This is a genomic window from Mycobacterium terramassiliense, assembly GCF_900157385.1.
GTDB classification, from domain to species: domain Bacteria; phylum Actinomycetota; class Actinomycetes; order Mycobacteriales; family Mycobacteriaceae; genus Mycobacterium; species Mycobacterium terramassiliense.
The window spans coordinates 1,285,845-1,304,882 of record NZ_LT717700.1 but is presented as its reverse complement, the minus strand read 5'-3'; the positions used below and the strand labels follow the sequence as shown (position 1 = coordinate 1,304,882).

15 protein-coding genes are annotated in these 19,038 nt (G+C 69.7%); 7 read left to right on the top strand and 8 right to left on the bottom strand.

Annotated features, from left to right (window positions below):
• The first annotated feature begins 42 nt into the window (after nucleotides 1-42).
• The 3 genes from MTAB308_RS14425 to MTAB308_RS14415 all read left to right on the top strand — a co-directional run bounded on the left by MTAB308_RS14425 (nucleotide 43) and on the right by MTAB308_RS14415 (nucleotide 3,527).
• Nucleotides 43-1,752 carry an acyl-CoA dehydrogenase family protein gene (locus MTAB308_RS14425; RefSeq protein WP_077100009.1) on the top strand — a complete coding sequence of 570 codons (1,710 nt, stop codon included), beginning with the start codon at nucleotides 43-45 and terminating at the stop codon, nucleotides 1,750-1,752.
• Between the two features lie 141 nt (nucleotides 1,753-1,893).
• Nucleotides 1,894-2,589, top strand: a complete 696-nt coding sequence (locus tag MTAB308_RS14420; protein WP_077100008.1) for a TetR/AcrR family transcriptional regulator — start codon at nucleotides 1,894-1,896, stop codon at nucleotides 2,587-2,589.
• Complete coding sequence (locus MTAB308_RS14415) at nucleotides 2,586-3,527, top strand: R2-like ligand-binding oxidase (protein WP_077100007.1); 942 nt, start codon at nucleotides 2,586-2,588, stop codon at nucleotides 3,525-3,527. The genes MTAB308_RS14420 and MTAB308_RS14415 overlap by 4 nt, the downstream gene beginning before the upstream one ends.
• A gap of 22 nt (nucleotides 3,528-3,549) precedes the next feature.
• Here MTAB308_RS14415 and MTAB308_RS14410 read toward each other — a convergent pair whose 3' ends face one another.
• Nucleotides 3,550-4,968, bottom strand: a complete 1,419-nt coding sequence (locus MTAB308_RS14410; protein ID WP_077100006.1) for an NADP-dependent succinic semialdehyde dehydrogenase — start codon at nucleotides 4,966-4,968, stop codon at nucleotides 3,550-3,552.
• Between the two features lie 79 nt (nucleotides 4,969-5,047).
• On the opposite strand from MTAB308_RS14410, the gene MTAB308_RS14405 reads away from it, so the two are divergent.
• Nucleotides 5,048-6,694 (top strand): acetolactate synthase large subunit, encoded by a 1,647-nt coding sequence (locus MTAB308_RS14405; protein ID WP_077100005.1) that lies wholly within the window; start codon nucleotides 5,048-5,050, stop codon nucleotides 6,692-6,694.
• Nucleotides 6,695-6,717: 23 nt separating this feature from the next.
• Here the strand turns inward: MTAB308_RS14405 and MTAB308_RS28885 are convergent, their stop codons facing one another.
• From MTAB308_RS28885 to MTAB308_RS14375, 6 genes are all read right to left on the bottom strand, one after another.
• Nucleotides 6,718-6,897: a hypothetical protein gene (locus MTAB308_RS28885; RefSeq protein WP_157900949.1), complete on the bottom strand. Its 180-nt coding sequence runs from the start codon at nucleotides 6,895-6,897 to the stop codon at nucleotides 6,718-6,720.
• Between the two features lie 10 nt (nucleotides 6,898-6,907).
• The gene (locus MTAB308_RS28880; protein WP_157900948.1) at nucleotides 6,908-8,068 is read right to left on the bottom strand and encodes a hypothetical protein; all 1,161 of its coding nucleotides are present in this window, start codon (nucleotides 8,066-8,068) and stop codon (nucleotides 6,908-6,910) included.
• A 302-nt stretch (nucleotides 8,069-8,370) separates the two neighbouring features.
• Nucleotides 8,371-9,819 (bottom strand): lipase maturation factor family protein, encoded by a 1,449-nt coding sequence (locus MTAB308_RS14395; protein WP_077100207.1) that lies wholly within the window; start codon nucleotides 9,817-9,819, stop codon nucleotides 8,371-8,373.
• Nucleotides 9,820-9,905: 86 nt separating this feature from the next.
• The gene (locus MTAB308_RS14390; RefSeq protein ID WP_077100003.1) at nucleotides 9,906-14,102 is read right to left on the bottom strand and encodes an alpha-(1->3)-arabinofuranosyltransferase; all 4,197 of its coding nucleotides are present in this window, start codon (nucleotides 14,100-14,102) and stop codon (nucleotides 9,906-9,908) included.
• Between the two features lie 379 nt (nucleotides 14,103-14,481).
• Nucleotides 14,482-14,655 carry a DUF2613 domain-containing protein gene (locus tag MTAB308_RS14380; RefSeq protein ID WP_077100001.1) on the bottom strand — a complete coding sequence of 58 codons (174 nt, stop codon included), beginning with the start codon at nucleotides 14,653-14,655 and terminating at the stop codon, nucleotides 14,482-14,484.
• Between the two features lie 74 nt (nucleotides 14,656-14,729).
• Nucleotides 14,730-14,936: a DUF2613 family protein gene (locus MTAB308_RS14375; protein ID WP_077100000.1), complete on the bottom strand. Its 207-nt coding sequence runs from the start codon at nucleotides 14,934-14,936 to the stop codon at nucleotides 14,730-14,732.
• A 99-nt stretch (nucleotides 14,937-15,035) separates the two neighbouring features.
• Here MTAB308_RS14375 and MTAB308_RS14370 point away from each other — a divergent pair, with 99 nt between their 5' ends.
• From MTAB308_RS14370 to MTAB308_RS14360, 3 genes are all read left to right on the top strand, one after another.
• Entirely contained in the window at nucleotides 15,036-16,184 is a 1,149-nt protein-coding gene (locus tag MTAB308_RS14370; RefSeq protein ID WP_077099999.1) for a glycoside hydrolase family 3 N-terminal domain-containing protein, read from the top strand.
• 55 nt (nucleotides 16,185-16,239) lie between these two features.
• Nucleotides 16,240-16,857 (top strand): TetR/AcrR family transcriptional regulator, encoded by a 618-nt coding sequence (locus MTAB308_RS14365; RefSeq protein WP_077099998.1) that lies wholly within the window; start codon nucleotides 16,240-16,242, stop codon nucleotides 16,855-16,857.
• Nucleotides 16,858-16,929: 72 nt separating this feature from the next.
• Entirely contained in the window at nucleotides 16,930-18,189 is a 1,260-nt protein-coding gene (locus MTAB308_RS14360; RefSeq protein ID WP_077099997.1) for a chloride channel protein, read from the top strand.
• Here the strand turns inward: MTAB308_RS14360 and MTAB308_RS14355 are convergent.
• Nucleotides 18,186-19,031, bottom strand: a complete 846-nt coding sequence (locus MTAB308_RS14355) for a MaoC/PaaZ C-terminal domain-containing protein (protein ID WP_077099996.1) — start codon at nucleotides 19,029-19,031, stop codon at nucleotides 18,186-18,188. The two genes, MTAB308_RS14360 and MTAB308_RS14355, sit on opposite strands and share 4 nt — an antisense overlap.
• Nucleotides 19,032-19,038 lie beyond the last annotated feature (7 nt).

Sequence of the window (19,038 nt, the reverse complement as noted above, 5' to 3'; positions counted from 1 at the left end):
GGTGCGTTCCGGCGGCGGCGCGGTTGCAGTACCGTCCACGCCATGTTGCTCAATCCCAACCATCTGCAACGCCGGTACCCGGATCGCCGCTCGGGGGAGATCATGGCCGCGACGGTGGACTTCTTCGAGTCCCGGGGCAAGGCGCGGTTGAAGGCCGACGACCACGACCGGGTCTGGTACTCCGACTTTCTGGACCACATCGGGCGGGAGCGCATCTTCGCGTCCCTGCTGACCCCGGCCGAATACGGCGCGAGCGACTGCCGGTGGGACACCTACCGAATCAGCGAGTTCGCCGAGATCGTGGGCTTCTACGGGCTGAGCTACTGGTACCCCTTCCAGGTCACCGCGCTGGGCCTGGGCCCGATCTGGATGAGCGCCAACGAGGACGCCAAGCGCAAGGCCGCCGCCCAGCTGGAGGCCGGCGAGGTGTTCGCTTTCGGGCTGTCGGAGCAGACCCATGGCGCCGACGTCTACCAGACCGACATGATCCTGACGCCGTCGGAACACGGCTGGACCGCCAGCGGCGAGAAGTACTACATCGGCAACGCCAACGTGGCCCGGATGGTCTCGACCTTCGGCAAGATCGGTGGCACCTCAAATAAAGAAGACGAATACGTCTTCTTCGCCGCCGACTCCCAGCACGACCGGTACGAGCTGATCAAGAACGTCGTCAACTCGCAGAATTTCGTCGCCAACTACGCGCTGCGCGACTACCCGGTCACCGAGGCCGACATGCTGCACCGCGGCCCCGACGCCTTCCACGCCGCCCTCAACACCGTCAACGTGTGCAAGTACAACCTGGGCTGGGGCGCCATCGGCATGTGCACCCACGCCATGTACGAGGCGGTCACCCACGCGGCCAACCGCTACCTGTACGGGACCGTCGTCACCGACTTCTCCCATGTGCGGCGGCTGCTCACCGACGCCTACGTGCGCCTGATCGCCATGAAGCTGGTCGCCACCCGCGCCTGCGACTACATGCGCAGCGCCTCGGCGGCCGACCGCCGCTACCTGCTCTACAGCCCGCTGACCAAGGCCAAGATCACCAGCGAGGGCGAGCGGGTCATCACCGCGTTGTGGGATGTCATCGCCGCCAAGGGAGTCGAGAAGGACACCTTCTTCGAGGCCGTCACCCGCGAGATCGGCCTGCTGCCCCGGCTGGAAGGCACCGTCCACATCAACATCGGGCTGCTCGGCAAGTTCATGCCCAACTTCCTGTTCGCCCCCAACGCCGAACTGCCCGTGATCGCGCGCCGCGACGACGCCGCCGACGACACGTTCCTGTTCGCCCAGGGGCCGACCGGCGGCCTGGGCAAGGTGCGGTTCGCGGACTGGCGCGCGCCGTTCGACAGCTTCGCCCACCTGCCCAACGTCGCGCGGCTGCGCGAGCAGGTCGACGTGCTCACCGAGATGCTCGCCAGCGCCACGCCGGATGCCGCACAGCAGAAGGACATCGACTTCGCCTTCGCCGTGGGCCAGCTGTTCGCGACCGTGCCGTATGCACAGCTCATCCTGGAGGAGGCCCCGCTGTCGGGGGTGGAGGATGCCTTGATCGACGAGATCTTCGCCGTGCTGGTGCGGGACTTCAACGGCTACGCCGTCGAACTCGGCGACAAGCCCGCGGTGACGGACGAACAGGCCCGGCTGGCGATGCGGATGATCCGCCGCCCGGTCCACGACCCCACGCGCTATGACCAGATCTGGAAGGAGCACGTGCTGCCGATCAACGGGGCCTACCGGATGCGGCCGTGAATCCGAGACCTTGCCGAGCGTGCGGGCAGCCGCACATTCGGGGCCGACGGTGCGGCAGGACGCACGCCGGCGTCACGAGCCCTTGACTGTGACGTGGCTCACCGTAGAATGACCGGTGGTCATCGACGCTAGGAGGCCGAATTGCCGACGGTGACATGGGCGCGCGTCGACCCCGCTCGTCGCGCGGCGGTGATAGAGGCTGCGGAGGCCGAGTTCGGGGCGCACGGCTTCTCGCGGGGCAGCCTCAACGTCATCGCCCGCAAAGCCGGGGTCGCCAAGGGCAGCCTGTTCCAGTACTTCGCGGACAAGCGCGACCTGTACGCGTTCATCGCCGACATCGGCAGCCAGCGGGTGCGGGCGTACATGGAGGACCTGATCATCCGGCTCGACCCGAGCCGGCCGTTCTTCGAGCACCTCACCGACCTGCTGGACGGCTGGGTGGCCTACTACGCCGAGCACCCGCACGAACGGGCGCTGCACGCCGCGGCCACCCTCGAGGTCGACACCGAGGCCCGTGTCAGTGTGCGCAACGTGATCCACCGTCACTACCTGGAGGTGTTGCGGCCCCTGGTGCACGCCGCCAAAACCCGCGGGGACCTGCGCGCGGACGCCGACACCGGCGTCCTGCTCTCGCTGCTGCTGATGATCTTCCCGCACCTGGCGCTGGCTCCCTACATGCGCGGGCTGGACCCGGTCCTCGGGCTCGACGACCCCACGCCGGAGCAGCCGGCGCTGGCCGTGCGCCGGATCGTCGCGGTCCTGGCCGCGGCCTTCGCCGCGAATGCGGCGGAGGCCGTTGCCAGCCCAGACCCGAAACTCTCCGAGGAGGTCACATGACACGCACACATTCGGGCTCGATGGTGGCGGGCGGGCTCAACTGGGACAGCGTGCCGCTGCGCCTATTTGCCGGCGGCAACGCGAAGTTCTGGAACCCCGCCGACATCGACTTCTCCCGCGACCGCGCGGACTGGGAGGCGCTGACCGACGACGAACGTCATTACGCCACGCGGCTGTGCGCCGAGTTCATCGCCGGTGAGGAGGCGGTGACCGAGGACATCCAGCCATTCATGGCCGCGATGCGCGCGGAGGGCCGGCTGGGCGACGAGATGTATCTGACGCAGTTCGCCTTCGAGGAAGCCAAGCACGTCCAGGTGTTCCGGATGTGGCTCGACGCCGTCGGCATCACCGGCGACCTGCACGCCTATCTCGAGGACGTCCCCACCTACCGGACGATCTTCTACGAGGAGCTGCCGGACAGCCTCAACGCCTTGGCCACCGATCCGTCTCCGGCCGCCCAGGTCCGGGCGTCGGTGACCTACAACCACATGGTCGAGGGCATGCTGGCGCTGACCGGCTACTACCTCTGGCACAAGATCTGCGTGGAACGCGGCATCCTTCCCGGCATGCAGGAGCTGGTCCGCCGCATCGGTGACGACGAGCGGCGCCACATGGCCTGGGGCACCTTCACCTGCCGGCGCCACGTCGCCGCCGACGACGCCAACTGGGGTGTCTTCGAGGCGCGGATGAACGAGCTGATGCCGCTCGGACTGCGCGTCGTCGAAGAGGGCTTCGCGCTGTACGACCCGATGCCCTTCGGCCTGTCGGTGGACGAGTCCATGCAGTACGCCGCCGACAAGGGGATGCGACGGTTCGGCACCATCGGCAGCGCCCGCGGGCGGCCGGTCGGGGAGATCGACCTCGACTACTCCCCGCTGCAACTCGAGGACACCTTCGCCGACGAGGACGAGAAGGCGCTGGCGGCCGCGTCGGCCTAGGCGAGCAGACGCAAAAGCCCCGTCATTCCACCTTCGTGCCGCCGCCGGCGTCACCGGTCTCGGCCGAGCCCACCCACACCGTCTTGGCGTTGCAGAACTCGCGAATCCCGAGACCCGCAAGCTCGCGGCCGTAACCGGAGCGCTTGACGCCGCCGAACGGCAGCTCGGGGTAGGACACCGTCATCCCGTTGATGAAGACCTGGCCGGCCTCGATTTCGTCGATGAAGCGTTGCTGCTCGGCCTCGTCGCGGGTCCAGGCGTTGGAGCCCAGGCCGAAGGTCGTGGCGTTGGCGATCTCGATGGCCTCGTCGATGTCGGCGGCCCGATAGATCGAAGCCACCGGCCCGAACACCTCCTCGGTGTAGAGCGCCATGTCCTTGGTGATGTCGGTGACGACTGTCGGCGGGTAAAACCAGCCCGGCCGGTCCAAAGGCTTGCCGCCGCAGCGGATCACCGCGCCGGCGGCGGCCGCGTCGTCGACCTGCTTGGCGACCTCGTCGCGGCCCGACTCGGTGGCCAGCGGGCCGACGTCGGTGTCCGGGTCGGTCGGATCCCCGACCCGCAACGCCTGTGCCCGCTCGACGAACTTCTCCACGAACTCGTCGTAGACGTCGGCGTGGGCGATGAACCGTTTGGCCGCGATGCAGGACTGGCCGTTGTTTTGCACCCTGGCCGTGACCGCGGTCTTGACGGCCTCGTCGAGGTCGGCCGAGGGCATCACGATGAACGGGTCGCTGCCGCCGAGCTCGAGCACCGAGGGCTTGATCTCGTCGCCGGCGATGGCGCCGACGGACTGGCCGGCCGGCTCGCTGCCGGTGAGGGTGACCGCCGCCACGCGGGGGTCGCGCAGGATGGTCTCGACGGCGCTCGACGGCACCAGCAGCGTCTGGAAACAGCCGTCCGGGAAGCCGCCGCGGGCGATGACGTCGGCCAGGTACAGGGCCGTCTGCGGCACGTTCGATGCGTGCTTGAGGATGCCGACGTTGCCGGCCATCAGCGCCGGCGCGGCGAACCGCACGGCCTGCCACAGCGGGAAGTTCCACGGCATCACGGCCAGCACCACGCCCAGCGGTTGGTAGCGGGTGTAGGCCTTGGCGGCGCCCACTTTGGCCGCGTCGGCCGGCTCGTCGGCCAGCAGCTGTTCGGCGTTCTCGGCATAGTAGCGAAAACCCTTGGCGCACTTGAGCACTTCGGCCTTGGCCGACGCCAGCGTCTTGCCCATCTCCAGGGTCATCATCGCGGCGACGTCGTCGGCCTCTTTCTCCAAGAGGTCCGCGGTGGCGTTTGCCCATCCCGCGCGCTGGGCAAAGGTGGTGTTATGGCGGTAGTCCTGGAACCGGGCGTATGCGCGCGCGATGGCGGCGTCGACGTCCGCGTCGGTGGCCGGGGTGAAGGTTTTTACTGTCTCGCCGGTAGCCGGGTTGATCGTGGCGATGGGCACGCTGAGATCCTTCGCTTCGAGGTTGGTAACAGGTCCAACACCCAGCCTGCCACTATCGTTCCCCCGAGGGAGGTGCCGGATGAGTAAAGCCGCTCAGCTGATGGTGAAGTGCCTGGAGAACGAGGGCGTCTCCGTCGTCTTCGGGGTGCCGGGCGAGGAGAACATCCGGTTCGTGCAGGCGCTGGCCTCCTCGAGCATCCGCTACGTGCTCACCCGGCACGAACAGGCGGCGTCGTTCATGGCGGAGATGTACGGCCGCGTCACCGGCCGGGCGGCGGTGGTGTCGGCGACCCTGGGCCCGGGCGCCATCAACATGCAACTCGGCGTCGCCGACGCCACCACCAACAGCACCCCGATGGTGGCGATCTCCGCCCAGGTGGGCCAGGACCGCGAGTACAAGGAGTCGCACCAGTACGTCGACCTGGTGTCGATGTTCGCCCCGATCACGCGGTGGGCCGCGGGCATCCCGACCCCGCGCGCCATACCCGAGATGGTCCGCAAGGCGTTCAAGGTCGCCGAGACCGAACGCCCGGCCGCGGTCTACCTGGCGGTGCCCGAGCACATCGACGCCGACGAAACCGACTACGACCTGACCCCGTTGCCCCGCAACGTCGTTCGCCCCGACGCGCCGGCGCCCCGGCAGGTCGAACGGGCCGCCGAGATCCTGCGCCGGGCGAAGCGGCCGGTGGTGCTGGCCGGGCACGGCGCCGCGCGCGCCGACGCGACCACGGCGCTGGTCCGCTTCTCCGAGGAGTTCGGCATCCACGTGGCCAACACCTTCCACGGCAAGGGCGTGATGCCCGACGACCACCCCAACAGCATCGGCACGCTGGGGTTCATGCGGCACGACTACGTCAACTTCGGGTTCGACAACGCCGACGCCGTCATCGCCGTCGGCTACGAGCTGCAGGAGTTCGACCCCGTTCGGATCAATCCGCAGGCCGACAAGAGGATCATCCATGTGCATCGCTTCCCGGCCGAGGTCGATGCGCACTACTCGGTCGACGTCGGGATCATCGGCGACATCAGCGATTCGCTCAACGCGCTGACGGACGCGCTGGCCGGCCACAGCTTCACCCACGCCGCGGATGTGCCCGGCTCGGGCCTGCTCGCCGACGAATTCGCTCGCGGGCAGCAGGATTCGCGCTATCCGCTGGCGCCGGCGCGGGTGGTCGCCGACACCCGCGCGGCGCTGGGCCGCAGCGACGTGGTCCTGGTCGACACCGGCGCCACCAAGATGTGGATGGCGCGGCTTTATCCGACCTACGAGCGCAACACCTGCCTGATCTCAAACGGCTTGTCCACCATGAGCTTTGCGCTTCCCGGGGCCCTCGGTGTGAAGCTGGCACGCCCCGAGGCCAAGGTGCTTGCCGTCGCCGGCGACGGCGCTTTCCTGATGAACTCCCAGGAAATCGAGACCGCCGTCCGGGAGCGAATTCCGCTGGTGGTGCTGATCTGGGAGGACGGCGGTTACGGCCTCATCGAGTGGAAGATGGACCTCGAACTCGGCGAGCACTACTACGTCAAGTTCGGCAACCCCGACATCGTGAAGTACGCGGAAAGCTTCGGCGCCAAGGGATATCGGATCAACAGCGCCGACGAGCTGCTGCCGACCCTGCGGGCCGCCCTCGACGACGACGGGGTGTCGCTGATCTGCTGCCCGGTCGACTATTCCGAGAACCTGCGGCTCACCGACCGGCTCGGTGAGCTGGACGAGACGTTGTAGTTTCCTGGATCACGTGTGGCGGCTCACAAATCGTCTGTCGTCGTCAGCGAGTACGGGTCAAGCGCGTAGCCTGGTGAGACGTACACCGGCGAAGGACTCGCATTCCCCTGGGAATCGAGGTTGGCCCGAAACAGACTAGGGACGCTCTCCGCGCCGGTCCCCTTCTCGGCGCTGAAATAGAGATCGTTGTTGAACAGCGTCATCGTGGTCTGGTTAAGGCCCCCGAAATTGGGGTTGAAGGTGAGGTCGGCCGTACCGCTGTTGATGACCTCGCGAATGTCGCCACTCAGCGGGTCGTAGACGTGAAGGCCGAACCCGGCGGATCCATATGTGGGGGAATTGTGGTTTGTGTTCTTGTCTTGGCCCGTGAAATAGAGCATGCCGTTGAAAGCGGTGAGATTGAACGGGTACAAGTCGCCGATGCCGGATTGGGAGTCCGAAGTCGATCTGCGTGGTCGTCTCGCTGGTGCCCCCCGATATCCACAGACCGCGCCCGCCGCTGTGATGAAGTCCAGAGAAGCACACAGCGAAGTGCGAGAGTGTTTCTATGCCGGGCATGCCGCCCAGCCTCCGCCCTGTCAGCCAATTGAGGCCGCAGAGATCGTACGGCCGCAGCCCAGTAGCGGCCGGGGCCGATGCGGGGGCGATCTTGTGCAGGTTCGTGCCGTCATAGCGGTAGAGCCATGTCGTTGTCGCGTCCGGTGAATCCTGCCCGCTCATGAACAGCTGGACAAGTTCGCCGATCGGGCGGATCAGCTCGACGTATGTGCCGATGGGCCAGGTCGTCAGGTATGCCGGGTTGTACACCAGCGGATTGTTCGGGTTGTTCGGGTCGGGCACCTGGTTGAGCTCGCCGCTCCGGTCATAGGCGTAGAGCACGTTGTCGGAGCCGTTATTGCCGGAGAAGAACAGTCGGCCGAAGGCGACGGCCAGTGAGGACGGGTTGAGGGCCGACCGGGTGATCTGCGTCACCGAACCACCGTCGGTCGAATAAAGCTCATTAGTGATCGCCTGGCTTTGTCCGTTGAAATAGACCAGCCCGTCGTAGGCCGCGAACCCTTGTGGCAGGAAACTAGTGCCGCCGTACGGATTTATGACCCCGGAGGTCCAGTCCCCGGGGTCGCTCTCACCGTGGGTGTCCCAGACCAGCAACTGCTCATTATTGTTGGGCTGCTGCCCGGCCTGCGTGTAGATCTTGTCGTAGCCATAAAAAAGAAGTGGCCCCGGCGCGCCGAGTGCATCGCCGCTGCCAGCGGTGCCGTTAACCAACACGGAGTCGTTGATTGCATTGGTGCCGCCCGTGGTGCCGTCGGACACCCAAATCGTTCGCTCTCCCGAGCCATTTTCGCCGAAGAACAACAAGTACTCAGCCATGTCTCCTGGCCCAACTCCTCCGCCGGTGGCGGTGTTAGTTGCTGATGCTGGCGAGCATAGCGACCGTCAGCGCGATGGCGCGAGCAGCCGCTACTCGATTCCCGCCCGCCCCCGACCACGAAACCGCGAGAACCATGCTGCGGCTCTCCCGTGCGTGGCGCGCTGCCGGTATCCGATGCGGGTGAATAGCTCAGCTAGCTAAGGCTTTTGCTCTGAGTTTTCAGCACCGCGAGGCCTGCGGCCACGGCGCGAAAGATGAAGTCCACCACACGAATAGCGCAACGAGTGGTGGTACCGATCGCTCAGCGGTGGTGCTGCGACGCCGCCGTCGGCAGGGCCATGGGCCGGACGTACTGACCAATCAACGCGCGATGCCACCAGGCGTGGTCATCCCGCAGTTCCCGCCACGTCGTGAACCGGTATTCGTACAGCTGCGCGCGCACATACCGCGGCGGGGTTTCCGGGAAGGGGTTGTGCCGCAATAGGCGCAGCGTCGGCCGGTCGTTGCGCAGCAGCCGCTGCAGCAGCGGAACCAGCCACGGCTGGGCGTAGCCCGGCGAGATGGCGGCGAACCACATCAGCCAGTCCAGGCGCAGGTGATACGGCGCCCACTGCCGGGGCAGCCGACCCACGGCACCGGGCTTGCCCTTGAACCCGTATTCCCGCCACACGGTGTGCTTGGTCAGCCGCTCCTCGTCGGTGCCCTCGATCACCACCTCGCGCCGGACCCGGCCGATGCTGCCAAACGCGCCGTACGTGTTCACCAGGTGAAAGGGGTTGAAGGACATGTTCATTCGCTGACGCGAGGAGAGCATGTTGCGCACCGGCCAGTACGTCAAGAGCAGCACGGCGCCGGTGAACGCGATCACCGGGCCGGCGAACCACACCGGCGGCGCGGACCAGTTGGGGTGCCCGGGCGTCCCGAACAGCCTCGCCAGCGATGAATCGTCAATCGCGCTGAACGCCAAAAAGATCGTCACCCAGTTGAGCCAGGCGAAGTTGCCGGATGCCACCAGCCACAGCTGGGTGATCACGACGATCGCCGCGGCCACGCTGGCGATCGGCTGCGGCGCGAACAACCCGAACGGCACGATCAGCTGCGCGAAGTGGTTGCCCGCCACCTCGACTCGGTGTAGCGGCCGGGGCAGGCGATGGAAGAACCAGCTCAACGGCCCCGGCATCGGCTGGGTCTCGTGGTGGTAGTACAGGCACGTCAGGTCGCGCCAGCACGGGTCGCCGCGCAGCTTGATCAGCCCGGCGCCGAACTCGACCCGAAACAGCAGCAACCGCGCCAGCCACAGCGTCAGCACCGGCGGCGCGACCCGGTCGTTGCCGAGGAAGACCATCAAGAATCCGGCCTCCAGCAGCAACGACTCCCACCCGAAGCCGTACCAGGTCTGGCCGACGTTGACGATCGAAAGGTAAAGGACCCACAGCGCCAGCCACCCCAGCATCGCCGCCCACAGCGGTGCCAAGTCGGCCGCACCGGCCACGATGGCCGCCGCCAGCGCCGCACCCAGCCAGGACACGCCCGCGAACAGCCGATCGGAATAGCGGAGCTGAAAAAGGCTCGGCGCCCGCCAGAACGACTGCCTGGCCAAAAACCTTGGTATCGGCAGCATTCCGTGCTCCCCGATGAGCGCCCGGAACTGGAGCGCGGCCGCGAGGAACGCGATCAGGTAGACGGCTGCGACGCCGCGCTCCAACACGAGCCTGCCCAGCCAATATTCGGGTGCCGAAAACCATCCCATGGTCGTCACTCCTCGGGCGGCGGCGATCACACCGAACCGTATATCCAGTCAAGCAGCAGAAAAACCGGTAGCCAACACCTGAGGCGTCATTCGTCGCGCGGATGCGTCCGGCGGCCCGGCACGGTCACGACCGAAGCGGCAAGCACGGCAAGCGAAATCAGTGCCAGCAGTTGCACGCTCGCCGAATGCCCGGCGTAACCGTCGACCGAGCGCCAGGGATGCCGCGACAGCGCCGCCCCGGCCACGATCAGCCCGCCGGCGCTGAGCGCGACGGTCACGTCGTCGCGCCAGCCCTGCCGGCGGCGCAGCGCGTATCGCAGGCCCAGGGCGGCGCCGACCGCGATCGCCCCTACCGCGCCGGCGACCGCCGCGCCGGCCGCCAGCACGGCGACCGCCGCCCAGCGCCCCGACGCCCAGGGCCGTGCCGGCTCCCCGTCGGCGCGGCCCCGCCGGGTGCGCCACAACGCGAGCGCGGCCAACAGCGGCAGCAACGCCAGCCCGATCGCCAGGCCGGCCCGGTACAGCGAGTTGGACGCGAAGGTCAGCGTGATGGTGCCGGGGTCCCCGGCGGGCACCACCCAGCCCTGCTGCCATCCGTTGACGGCGACGGGCGTCAACCGGGCGCCGTTGCCGGTGCGCGCCACCCAGCCGGGGTTGATGCTTTCGGGGATCACCAGCACCCGGGCGCTCGGCGACGCCGGGGCCCGCACCTCGCGGCGGGCCGGCCCCCACGCCCCGGTCTGGGCGCGGGCCTGCGCGGCGGTTCTCAGGTCGTCGGCGGCCGGGGTCGACAGCCGTGCCCCGTCCACGACGAACTGGGCGCCCGGGCTGATCAGCAGCTCCTGCTGGCCCGCCGGCAGCGCGATCGGGTCCGGTTCGCAGGGCAGCGCCGCGATCGGTTCACCGTCCAGCAGCGCGCCCACAGTGGTGCGGATCGAGGTGTGCACGAAGCGGCCCGCGACCGCGATCACCGGGCCCCGGTCGCAGCCGACGGTGATCTCGCGCGAGCGGTTGCGGGCGGCGTCGGCGGGCGCGATCGGCTGGCCGTCGGCGCCCAGAACCGCCACCTCGGCCAGCCCCGGCGGCTTGAGCTGATCGAAGCCCAGGGCGTTGCGGTCGATGATGTCTTCCCAGCCGAGCAGGCTGATGCTGACGGTGTCGGTCACCCGCGGCGCGAGCGACAGGGTCTGCGGCTCGCCCGCCTTCAGCTCCCGGACCTGCGGGCCGTCGCCCAGGTTGACGGCCAGCAGCGTCGGGTGGGCCGGCAACGCCCACCGGCTGGGTGCCACGCGCAGCCCGGCGACCTCGGTGGGCCGCGGCAGGGTGACGGTCAGCGTCGGCGGCGACTTGTGCTGCACCACCCGCTGCGGCGCGGTCCACGCGGTGGCCGGGTCGCCGTCGGTGGCCGCGTACGCCGAGCCGAGGATGTCGACTACGTCGGAATCACCTTGTGCGCGAGTCGTATTGGGCTCGGCAACCAGGTCGGTCAGCTTGGGTCCCTGCCGTGGCCGCACCCACACCATCGGCGTCACCGACACCGGAGCCGCCACGGTCAGGGTGCGGCTGAAGTTCACGGGCTCCTCCGGCGCGAGCGCCATCGAGGCCGCGCAGCGCACGCTGTCGGGCGCCCGGGCGCAGCCGGGCCTGCCGAGCAGCTCCGAACCCAGGTCCCAGCCCGCGACCGCCGAGCCCGGCGGCGGTCCCGGCACGCCCACGGTGTGGCGCAGGTTGACGGGGTGGGCGAATCCGGACGCGTCGTATTGGGTGACCGACAGGTCGGTGATGCCGAACTGCACACCGGGGGAGCCGTCGTCGGTGCCGGCGGCGGTGAACCGCACCCACGGGGTTTCGCCGTACGGCAGCGCGGCCGCGAGCGGCTTGCCGGGCTCGTCGAAACGCAGGGTGGTGCTGCCGTTGGCGGTCTCGATCAGGATGCGGCGGACCTGGGCGCCGACGGCGGTCGCGCTGGGTGTGATGGTGATGGCGCCGTTGCTGATCGGGTGGTCGAAGTCCACCTGCAGCCACTGCCCGACGGCGGACTGCAGCGCGTTGGACACCCACGCGGTTGCGGAGTCCCCGTCGATCGCGGCGGCCGGGGAGGTCGCCGGTGCGACGTCGGGCATCGCGGTGGAATCCGACGACGAGCTCGACACCGTGACCCGGCCGCCGTTCCAGGCGCCGGACACCGGCTCGGCGCCCGGCACCGGGTAGTCGGGGACGCGGTTGAAGGTGTGCCGCGCGTCGCCGGGCGCCCGGATCGCCGACGAGTGGTGGTCGACGCGGCCGTAGTCGGTCTCGCGGTCCGCCGGGGTGTCGGTCACGGTGACCAGGGGTGCCGCCAACCCGGCGGGGCGCGCGTCGCTCGTCATCAGCACCGGACCCAACGCAGCCCGGCCCAGCAGCCGTCGCCGCTCGTCGAGGCGCAGCAGCACCTCCGGCCCCCCGTCGACCCGGGCCATCCGGTCGGCGTCGACGAAGTATGGCGCGCCCGGATCGCCGGCAACGTCGACGCGGTAGATCTCCACCGCGGGGTAGGGCGGGCGCAGCCCGCTGTCGGCGACGAAGCCCGCCAGCGTGCCCGGGCCCACCGGCGCGCCGAACTGCGCCACCTTCTGCAGTCGCGGCGAGCCCTCCACGGCGCGGTGTACCAGGATCGGTCGCGCCGAGCGCGACGTCTCCGGGTCCAGGTCGTTGCGCAGCACGACGTACGAAATACCTTGGCGGGCAAGGGTATCGGCCAGTCCGGCCGACGGCTGCCCGGCGGCGAACAGGCGTTGCACCGAATCCAGCGCCCGGATGGTCTGGGGCGGCGTCAACGGGATGGAGTCACGCACCCCCCACGGGCCGCTGCCGAGCACCTGCAGCGGCTCGTCGTGGCTGGTGCCCCAGACCTGGGTGGCGAACGGCGCGCCGGGAACCACCAGCACGCGCCCGGCGGTGGGGGAGCCCGTGTTGTGCTCGGTCAGCCAGTCGGCGGCCTCGTGCCAGTAGGGCGGTATCGCGCGGAACGCGCCCGGCGGGGTGAGCCGCCCGGTCCACGCCAGCGAGGTGCTGACCGCCAGCGCCGTGAGGACCACGACCGTCACCGCCACCCGTTTGTCGCGCTCCGGGTGGGCGAACGCCGGCAGCCAGACCGACCTCGGCGCGCTGCCGGGCAGCGCGACCCGGCCCAGCAGCTGCGCAAGGCCCAGCACCAGCGGAATCCGGACCACCGACCCCAGCTTGTGCACGTTGCGCAGCGGCGCGCCGGCGGCGTCCAGGAAGGTCTGGACCTCGTGGGCCAGCGGCGAGCCCAGCCCGCCGCTGTAGCCGACCGCCATCAACACCACGCCGACCAGCAGCATCGTCACCAGTCGGCCCCGCGCGGGCATCCCGGGACTGGCCAGCCCGGCCAGCCCGGCCGCCGCGACCAGGCAGGTCCCCAGGACGGCGGCCGACCCGGTGACCAGCGGTGCGCCGGCGGTGGCGGGGGGCGCCACGTACGGGGTCCAGCTGTCGGTGCCGCGCAGGATCTCGGTCAGCGACGACCACTGCGTCGTCACGCCGGAGGATTCGATGAAGTCCAGGAACGGCGGACTGACGTGGCGCAGACATACCAGCGCCACGACCCACCAGAGCATGGCCAGGCACACGGCCAGCAGCCACCACGCCGTGTAGCGCCACCACCGCCGGTTCGGCCGGTGGCACGCCCACCAGATCACCGCGGGCAGGCACCCGGCGAGCGTGGCGATCGCGTTGACCGCGCCCATCAGCGCGACGGCCAGCCCGGCCTGCGCGGCCAGCGCCCGCACCGATTTCTCGGTCGATGCCCGCAGGGCCAGGATCGTCGGCAGCAACACCCACGGCGCCAGCATCATCGGCAGGGTCTCCGACGAGATCGACCCGAGCGTGGTCAGCACCCGCGGCGCCAGCGCGAACGCCGCCGCGCCCAACACCCGCGACGCCGGGCTGCCGATCCCGAGCGTTTCGGCCACCCGCAGCAGCCCCCAGAACCCGACGGTGAGCAGCAACGCCCACCACAGCCGCTGGGTCATCCACCCCGGCACCCCCAGCAGATGGCCGGCCAGAAAGAACGTGCCGTGCGGAAACAGGTAGCCGTAGGCCTGATTCTGCGACTGGCCGAAGGGCAGTTCGCTGTTCCAGAGGTTGGTCGCGCGGGCCAGGAAGCGCAGCGGGTTGGCGGTGAGGTCGAGCTTGGTGTCGGGGGAGATCTGCCCGGGCGACTGCGCGAGCGTCAATGCCAGCGAGACGGCGCCGACCACCAGCAACCACCGGCGGGACAGCGGCGTGGCCGGGGCTTCTGTCGCGGCCCCGGCCCGCGTCGCCCCCGCCGGCCGGCTATCCGGCGGCGGCGACCCGCTGCGCCCGGCTTCGCCGCGCTGGCGGTCGCCGGTGTCTGATGGCGGCGACCCGCTGCGCCCGGCTTCGCCGCGCTGGCGGTCACCGGTGTCTGATGGCGGCGACCCGCTGCGCCCGGCTTCGCCGCGCTGGCGGTCACCGGTGTCTGATGGCGGCGACCCGCTGCGCCCGGCTTCGCCGCGCTGGCGGTCGCCGGTGTCTGATGGCGGCGACCCGCTGCGCCCGGCTTCGCCGCGCTGGCGGTCGCCGGTGTCTGATGGCGGCGACCCGCTGCGCCCGGCTTCGCCGCGCTGGCGGTCGCCGCTAGCTACGGCTGCCGTACTCGACCCGGTTGAGCACTGACGACTGCGGATCGCCCCCGGGGAGTGGCGGCTTCGTGTCCTGCTGCACCATCAACGTGATCCCGAAGATCGCGGCCGCGCCCAGCAACAGACCAACCACCACGCTCGCGGCGGCGGGCGCAATGATCCGGTTCAAGATGGCTCCTTCGGGGTGACTTCCGACCTAGGGCCAAACCTAGCAGAACGGCTTCCGGCGGCCGGGCCGGCAAATCACGGCCACGGCACGCAATGACCATGCCAGCAGCGGGAGCCGTAGTCGACCAGGTAAGGCCCGGCGGGGATCCGCACGGCCGGTGCGGTCTGTGACGGCACCTGTCGGTGGTCGTCGATCGCGAGCGTCACGCCGACGGTCGCGGCGGCACCGAGCGACAGTCCCACCGCGATGCTGGCCGCAGCCGCCAACGAAAACCCTGCCATCGCTGGCTCCTCCCTGCCAGTCAAATGGGCTTCTGGCCAACCTACCGCTGATGCCCCCTGGAGACGGGGACGAAACGCCAAGCGTGACAACATGGCCCGATGGCATTCCCCCGGATCCTGGCCGTGCTCGTCGCCGCAGCAGCGCTGGTCGCGGGCTGCGGTCACCACGGCGCGCGGCCGCCGGGCGCCGCGACCAGCAGGCCGGCCGCGGCCCCCGCGCCACCGGTGTGCGCCGACCCGACGGCCGTCCCGGCGGCCTTGTCGACCCGCGACAAGCTGGCGCAGCTGCTGATGGTCGGTGTGAAGGACGCCGACGACGCGCGGTCCGTGGTCAACGGCTATCACGTCGGCGGCATCTTCATCGGCGGCTGGACGGACCTGTCGATCTTCAAGGGCCCGCTGGCCGACATCACGCGCAACGCGGGTCCACTGCCGCTGGCGGTCAGCGTCGACGAGGAGGGCGGCCGGGTGTCGCGGTTGAAGTCGCTGATCGGGACGGCCCCGTCGGCGCGGCAGCTGGCGCGGCAGCAAACGGTCCAACAGGTCCACGACCTGGCGGCGGATCGCGGCAAGAAGATGCGCGACCTGGGCATCACCGTCGACTTTGCGCCGGATGTCGACGTCAGCGACGAGCCCGACGACGCCGTGATCGGGGACCGGTCGTTCAGTGCAGACCCGGCTACCGTCACCGCCTACGCCGGGGCCTTCGCACAGGGCCTGCGAGACGCGGGTGTGCTGCCGGTCCTCAAGCATTTCCCCGGCCACGGGCACGGTTCCGGCGACTCGCACACCGGCGGCGTAGTCACCCCTCCGCTGAGCGACCTGCAAAACGTCGACCTGGTGCCGTACCGCACGCTGGTGACGGCGACGCCGGTCGCCGTGATGGTGGGTCACCTGCAGGTGCCCGGGCTGACCGGCGACGACCCGGCCAGCCTGAGCCGTGCCGCCGTCGACCTGCTGCGCACCGGCACCGGCTACCAGGCGCCGCCCTTCAACGGGCCGGTGTTCAGCGACGATGTGTCCAGCATGGCCGCGATTTCCGATCGCTACGGCGTACCCGAGGCGGTGCTGCGCACCCTGCGGGCCGGCACCGACATCGCGCTGTGGGTCACCACCGACGAGGTGCCCGCGGTCCTCGACCGCCTGCAAAAGGCGGTCGATTCGGGCGAGCTGCCGATGCCGGCTGTCAACGACTCGCTGGTGCGGGTGGCGGCGATGAAGGGCGCCAACCGAACATGTAGCCACTAACGCGACGCATCCTCGTTACCCTGTAGCCAGATAGGCAGGCCAGAGAGGTGCAGCGATGGCGGGTGGTACCAAGCGGTTACCCCGTGCTGTCCGCGAACAGCAGATGCTCGACGCCGCCGTCCAGATGTTCTCCGTCAACGGCTACCACGAGACCTCGATGGACGCCATCGCCGCCGAGGCGGAGATCTCCAAGCCGATGCTGTATCTGTACTACGGCTCCAAGGAGGACCTGTTCGGCGCCTGCCTGGATCGCGAGCTGGGGCGGTTCGTCGATGCGGTGCGCGCCGACATCAACTTCGCTCAAAGCCCAAAGGACTTGCTGGGCAACGCTATCGGGTCGTTCATGCGCTACATCGACTCCAACCGCGCGTCCTGGATCGTGATGTACACCCAGGCCATCAGCTCGCAGGCGTTCGCGCACACCGTCCGCGAGGGGCGCGAGCAGATCATCGAACTGGTCGCCGAGTTGATGCGGGCCGGCAGCCGCACCCCGCGGTCGGACACCGAGTACCAGATGATGGCGGTGGCGCTGGTGGGCGCGGGCGAGGCGATGGCCAACCGGCTGTCCACCGGGGACATCGGCGTCGACGAGGCGGCCGAGCTGATGATCGACCTGTTCTGGCACGGCCTGAGGGGCACACCGGAGGACCGGGAAGCCGCCGCGGCCGGCTAGTGGCGATCGCGAGCGCGGCGTAGCCGGGCGCTGCGGGTCGCCACCATCGAACTGGACCCCTACATTCGTGGGGTGGCCTCCCGGGCGTCCCGCCGCAACCTCGAATTTTTTTGCGCGGTGGTGATCGTCGGCCTGCTGGCCGGCGTCGCCGGGCTGGCGACGACGGCGGTGCTGCGCTTCGTCGAGCACGCCACGTACCACTACAGTTTCGGCACGTTGCTCGCCGGGATCGCGGGCAGCAGCCCCGGCCGCCGCGTCGTGGGACCGATGGTCGGTGGCGCGCTGGCGGGATTCGGCTGGTGGATCCTGCGCCGCCGCGCCGAGGTGCCGCCGCTCGCGCAGACCATCGCCCGCCGGGAGCCGATCCCGCGGCTGGCGTGGAGCGTCGACGCCGTGTTGCAGGTGCTGCTGGTCGGGTCCGGGGCGTCGCTGGGCCGGGAGGGCGCCCCGCGCCAATTCGCCTCGGCCCTAGGAGATTTCGGCACCGCGTGGTTGAAGCGGCTGTCCGCACATGACCGCCAGGTCTTGCTGGCGTGCGCCGCCGGGGCCGGGCTCGGCGCGGTCTACGCCGTTCCGCTGGCCGGCGCGCTGTTCGCCGTGCGGATCCTGCTCAACACCTGGCATCCGCGGGCGCTGGGCGCGGCGTGCCTGACGTCGAGCCTGGCCGTCGCGATCTGCTCGGCCGCCACCCACGATCAGCCCACCCTGAACTGGCCCAGCGCGGAATCGTCGTACGTGCTGACCGCCCACGGTCTGATGCTGGCGCCGCTGACCCTCGCGGTGGGTCTGGCGTTCAACCGCCTCATGGCCGCGGCGCGCCCGGCCCGGGTGATGCGGACGTGGCTGCTGATCCCGGCGCTGGCCGCGGCGGGTCTGGTGATGGGGGTGTGCTCGCATTGGTGGCCGGAGTTGCCCGGCAACGGCCGCAGCATCCTGACCGTCAGCCTCGCCAGCGGCATGACGCTGTCGGCGGCCGCCATCATCCTGGTGTTGAAGCCGCTGCTGACGGCCCTGTTCCTGCGCGCCGGCGGGGCCGGCGGCATGCTGACGCCGTCATTGGCCACCGGGGCGGCGGCGGGCTCGGCGCTGGTGCTGGCGATCAACTGGATGGCGGGCACCAACCTGCACACGCCGGCGGTCTCGCTGGCAGGGGCCGCCGGGGTGCTCGCGGTCACCCAGGACTCACCGATCTGGGCCGCGATCTTCGTCTGGGAACTCGCCCCCCCGCCGCTCTGGCTGTTCCTGCTGTTCCTGCTGACCGCCTGCGCCGCATATGGATTGAAGGTGCTCGCGCTCGGTCGCCGGCCCGCCGCGCCGGCGCGCAAGGGCTAGCAGGCCCGGACGCTGCCGGTCAGGTAGGGGTACCCCTTGGCGACGTTGCGCAGCGACAGGTCCCAGCCGCCGTCATCGCCCTGGTCGATGTACAGCCCGGCGGTGCCGGGCAGCACCAGCGGCTTGCCGAACCGCACCGAGTACTGCACCTGGTCGGGCAGTCGGGCCTCTATGTTGGCCAATACCGCTGCGGCACTGAACATCCCATGCGCGATGACCGTCGGGAAGCCGAACAGCTTGGCGGCGATCGGGTTGGTGTGGATCGGGTTGTGGTCGCCGCCGACGACGGCGTAGCGGCGGATCTGGCCGGGGCTGACCCGCAGCACGGTGCTGGGCGGCGGGAGCTTGGGCTGCTTCTGCGGGGGCGGCTTGGGCTCGTCCGACAGGCTGGTGCGTTGCTGGTGCAGGAAGGTGGTCACTTGGTGCCACGCATCCTCGTTGCCGACGCTGACGTCTGTCACCAGGTCCACCAACAGGCCCTTGCGGTGTTCGCGCAGGTTCTCCGCGTGCACGCGCACGCCGACCGTATCGGTCACCGCGATCGGGCGGTACTGCGTGATGTGGTTCTCGGTGTGCACGGATCCCATTGCCGCGAAAGGGAAGTCGAAGCCGGTCACCAGCGACATCATCGCGGGAAAGGTCAGCGCGAACGGGTAGGTCAGCGGCACGTGGTTGCCGTAGCGCAGGCCGGTGACCCCCGCGTACTCCGCCACATGGGTGTGGTCGATGGGTAGCTCGTCGACGGTCACCGTGCGGGTGGGCAGCTGGTCCGAGCGAGGCACCAACGGCAGCGCCCCGGCCGCCGCGCGCAGCATGTTCTTCAGGCCGCTTGGCTGGTTCATCAGGTTC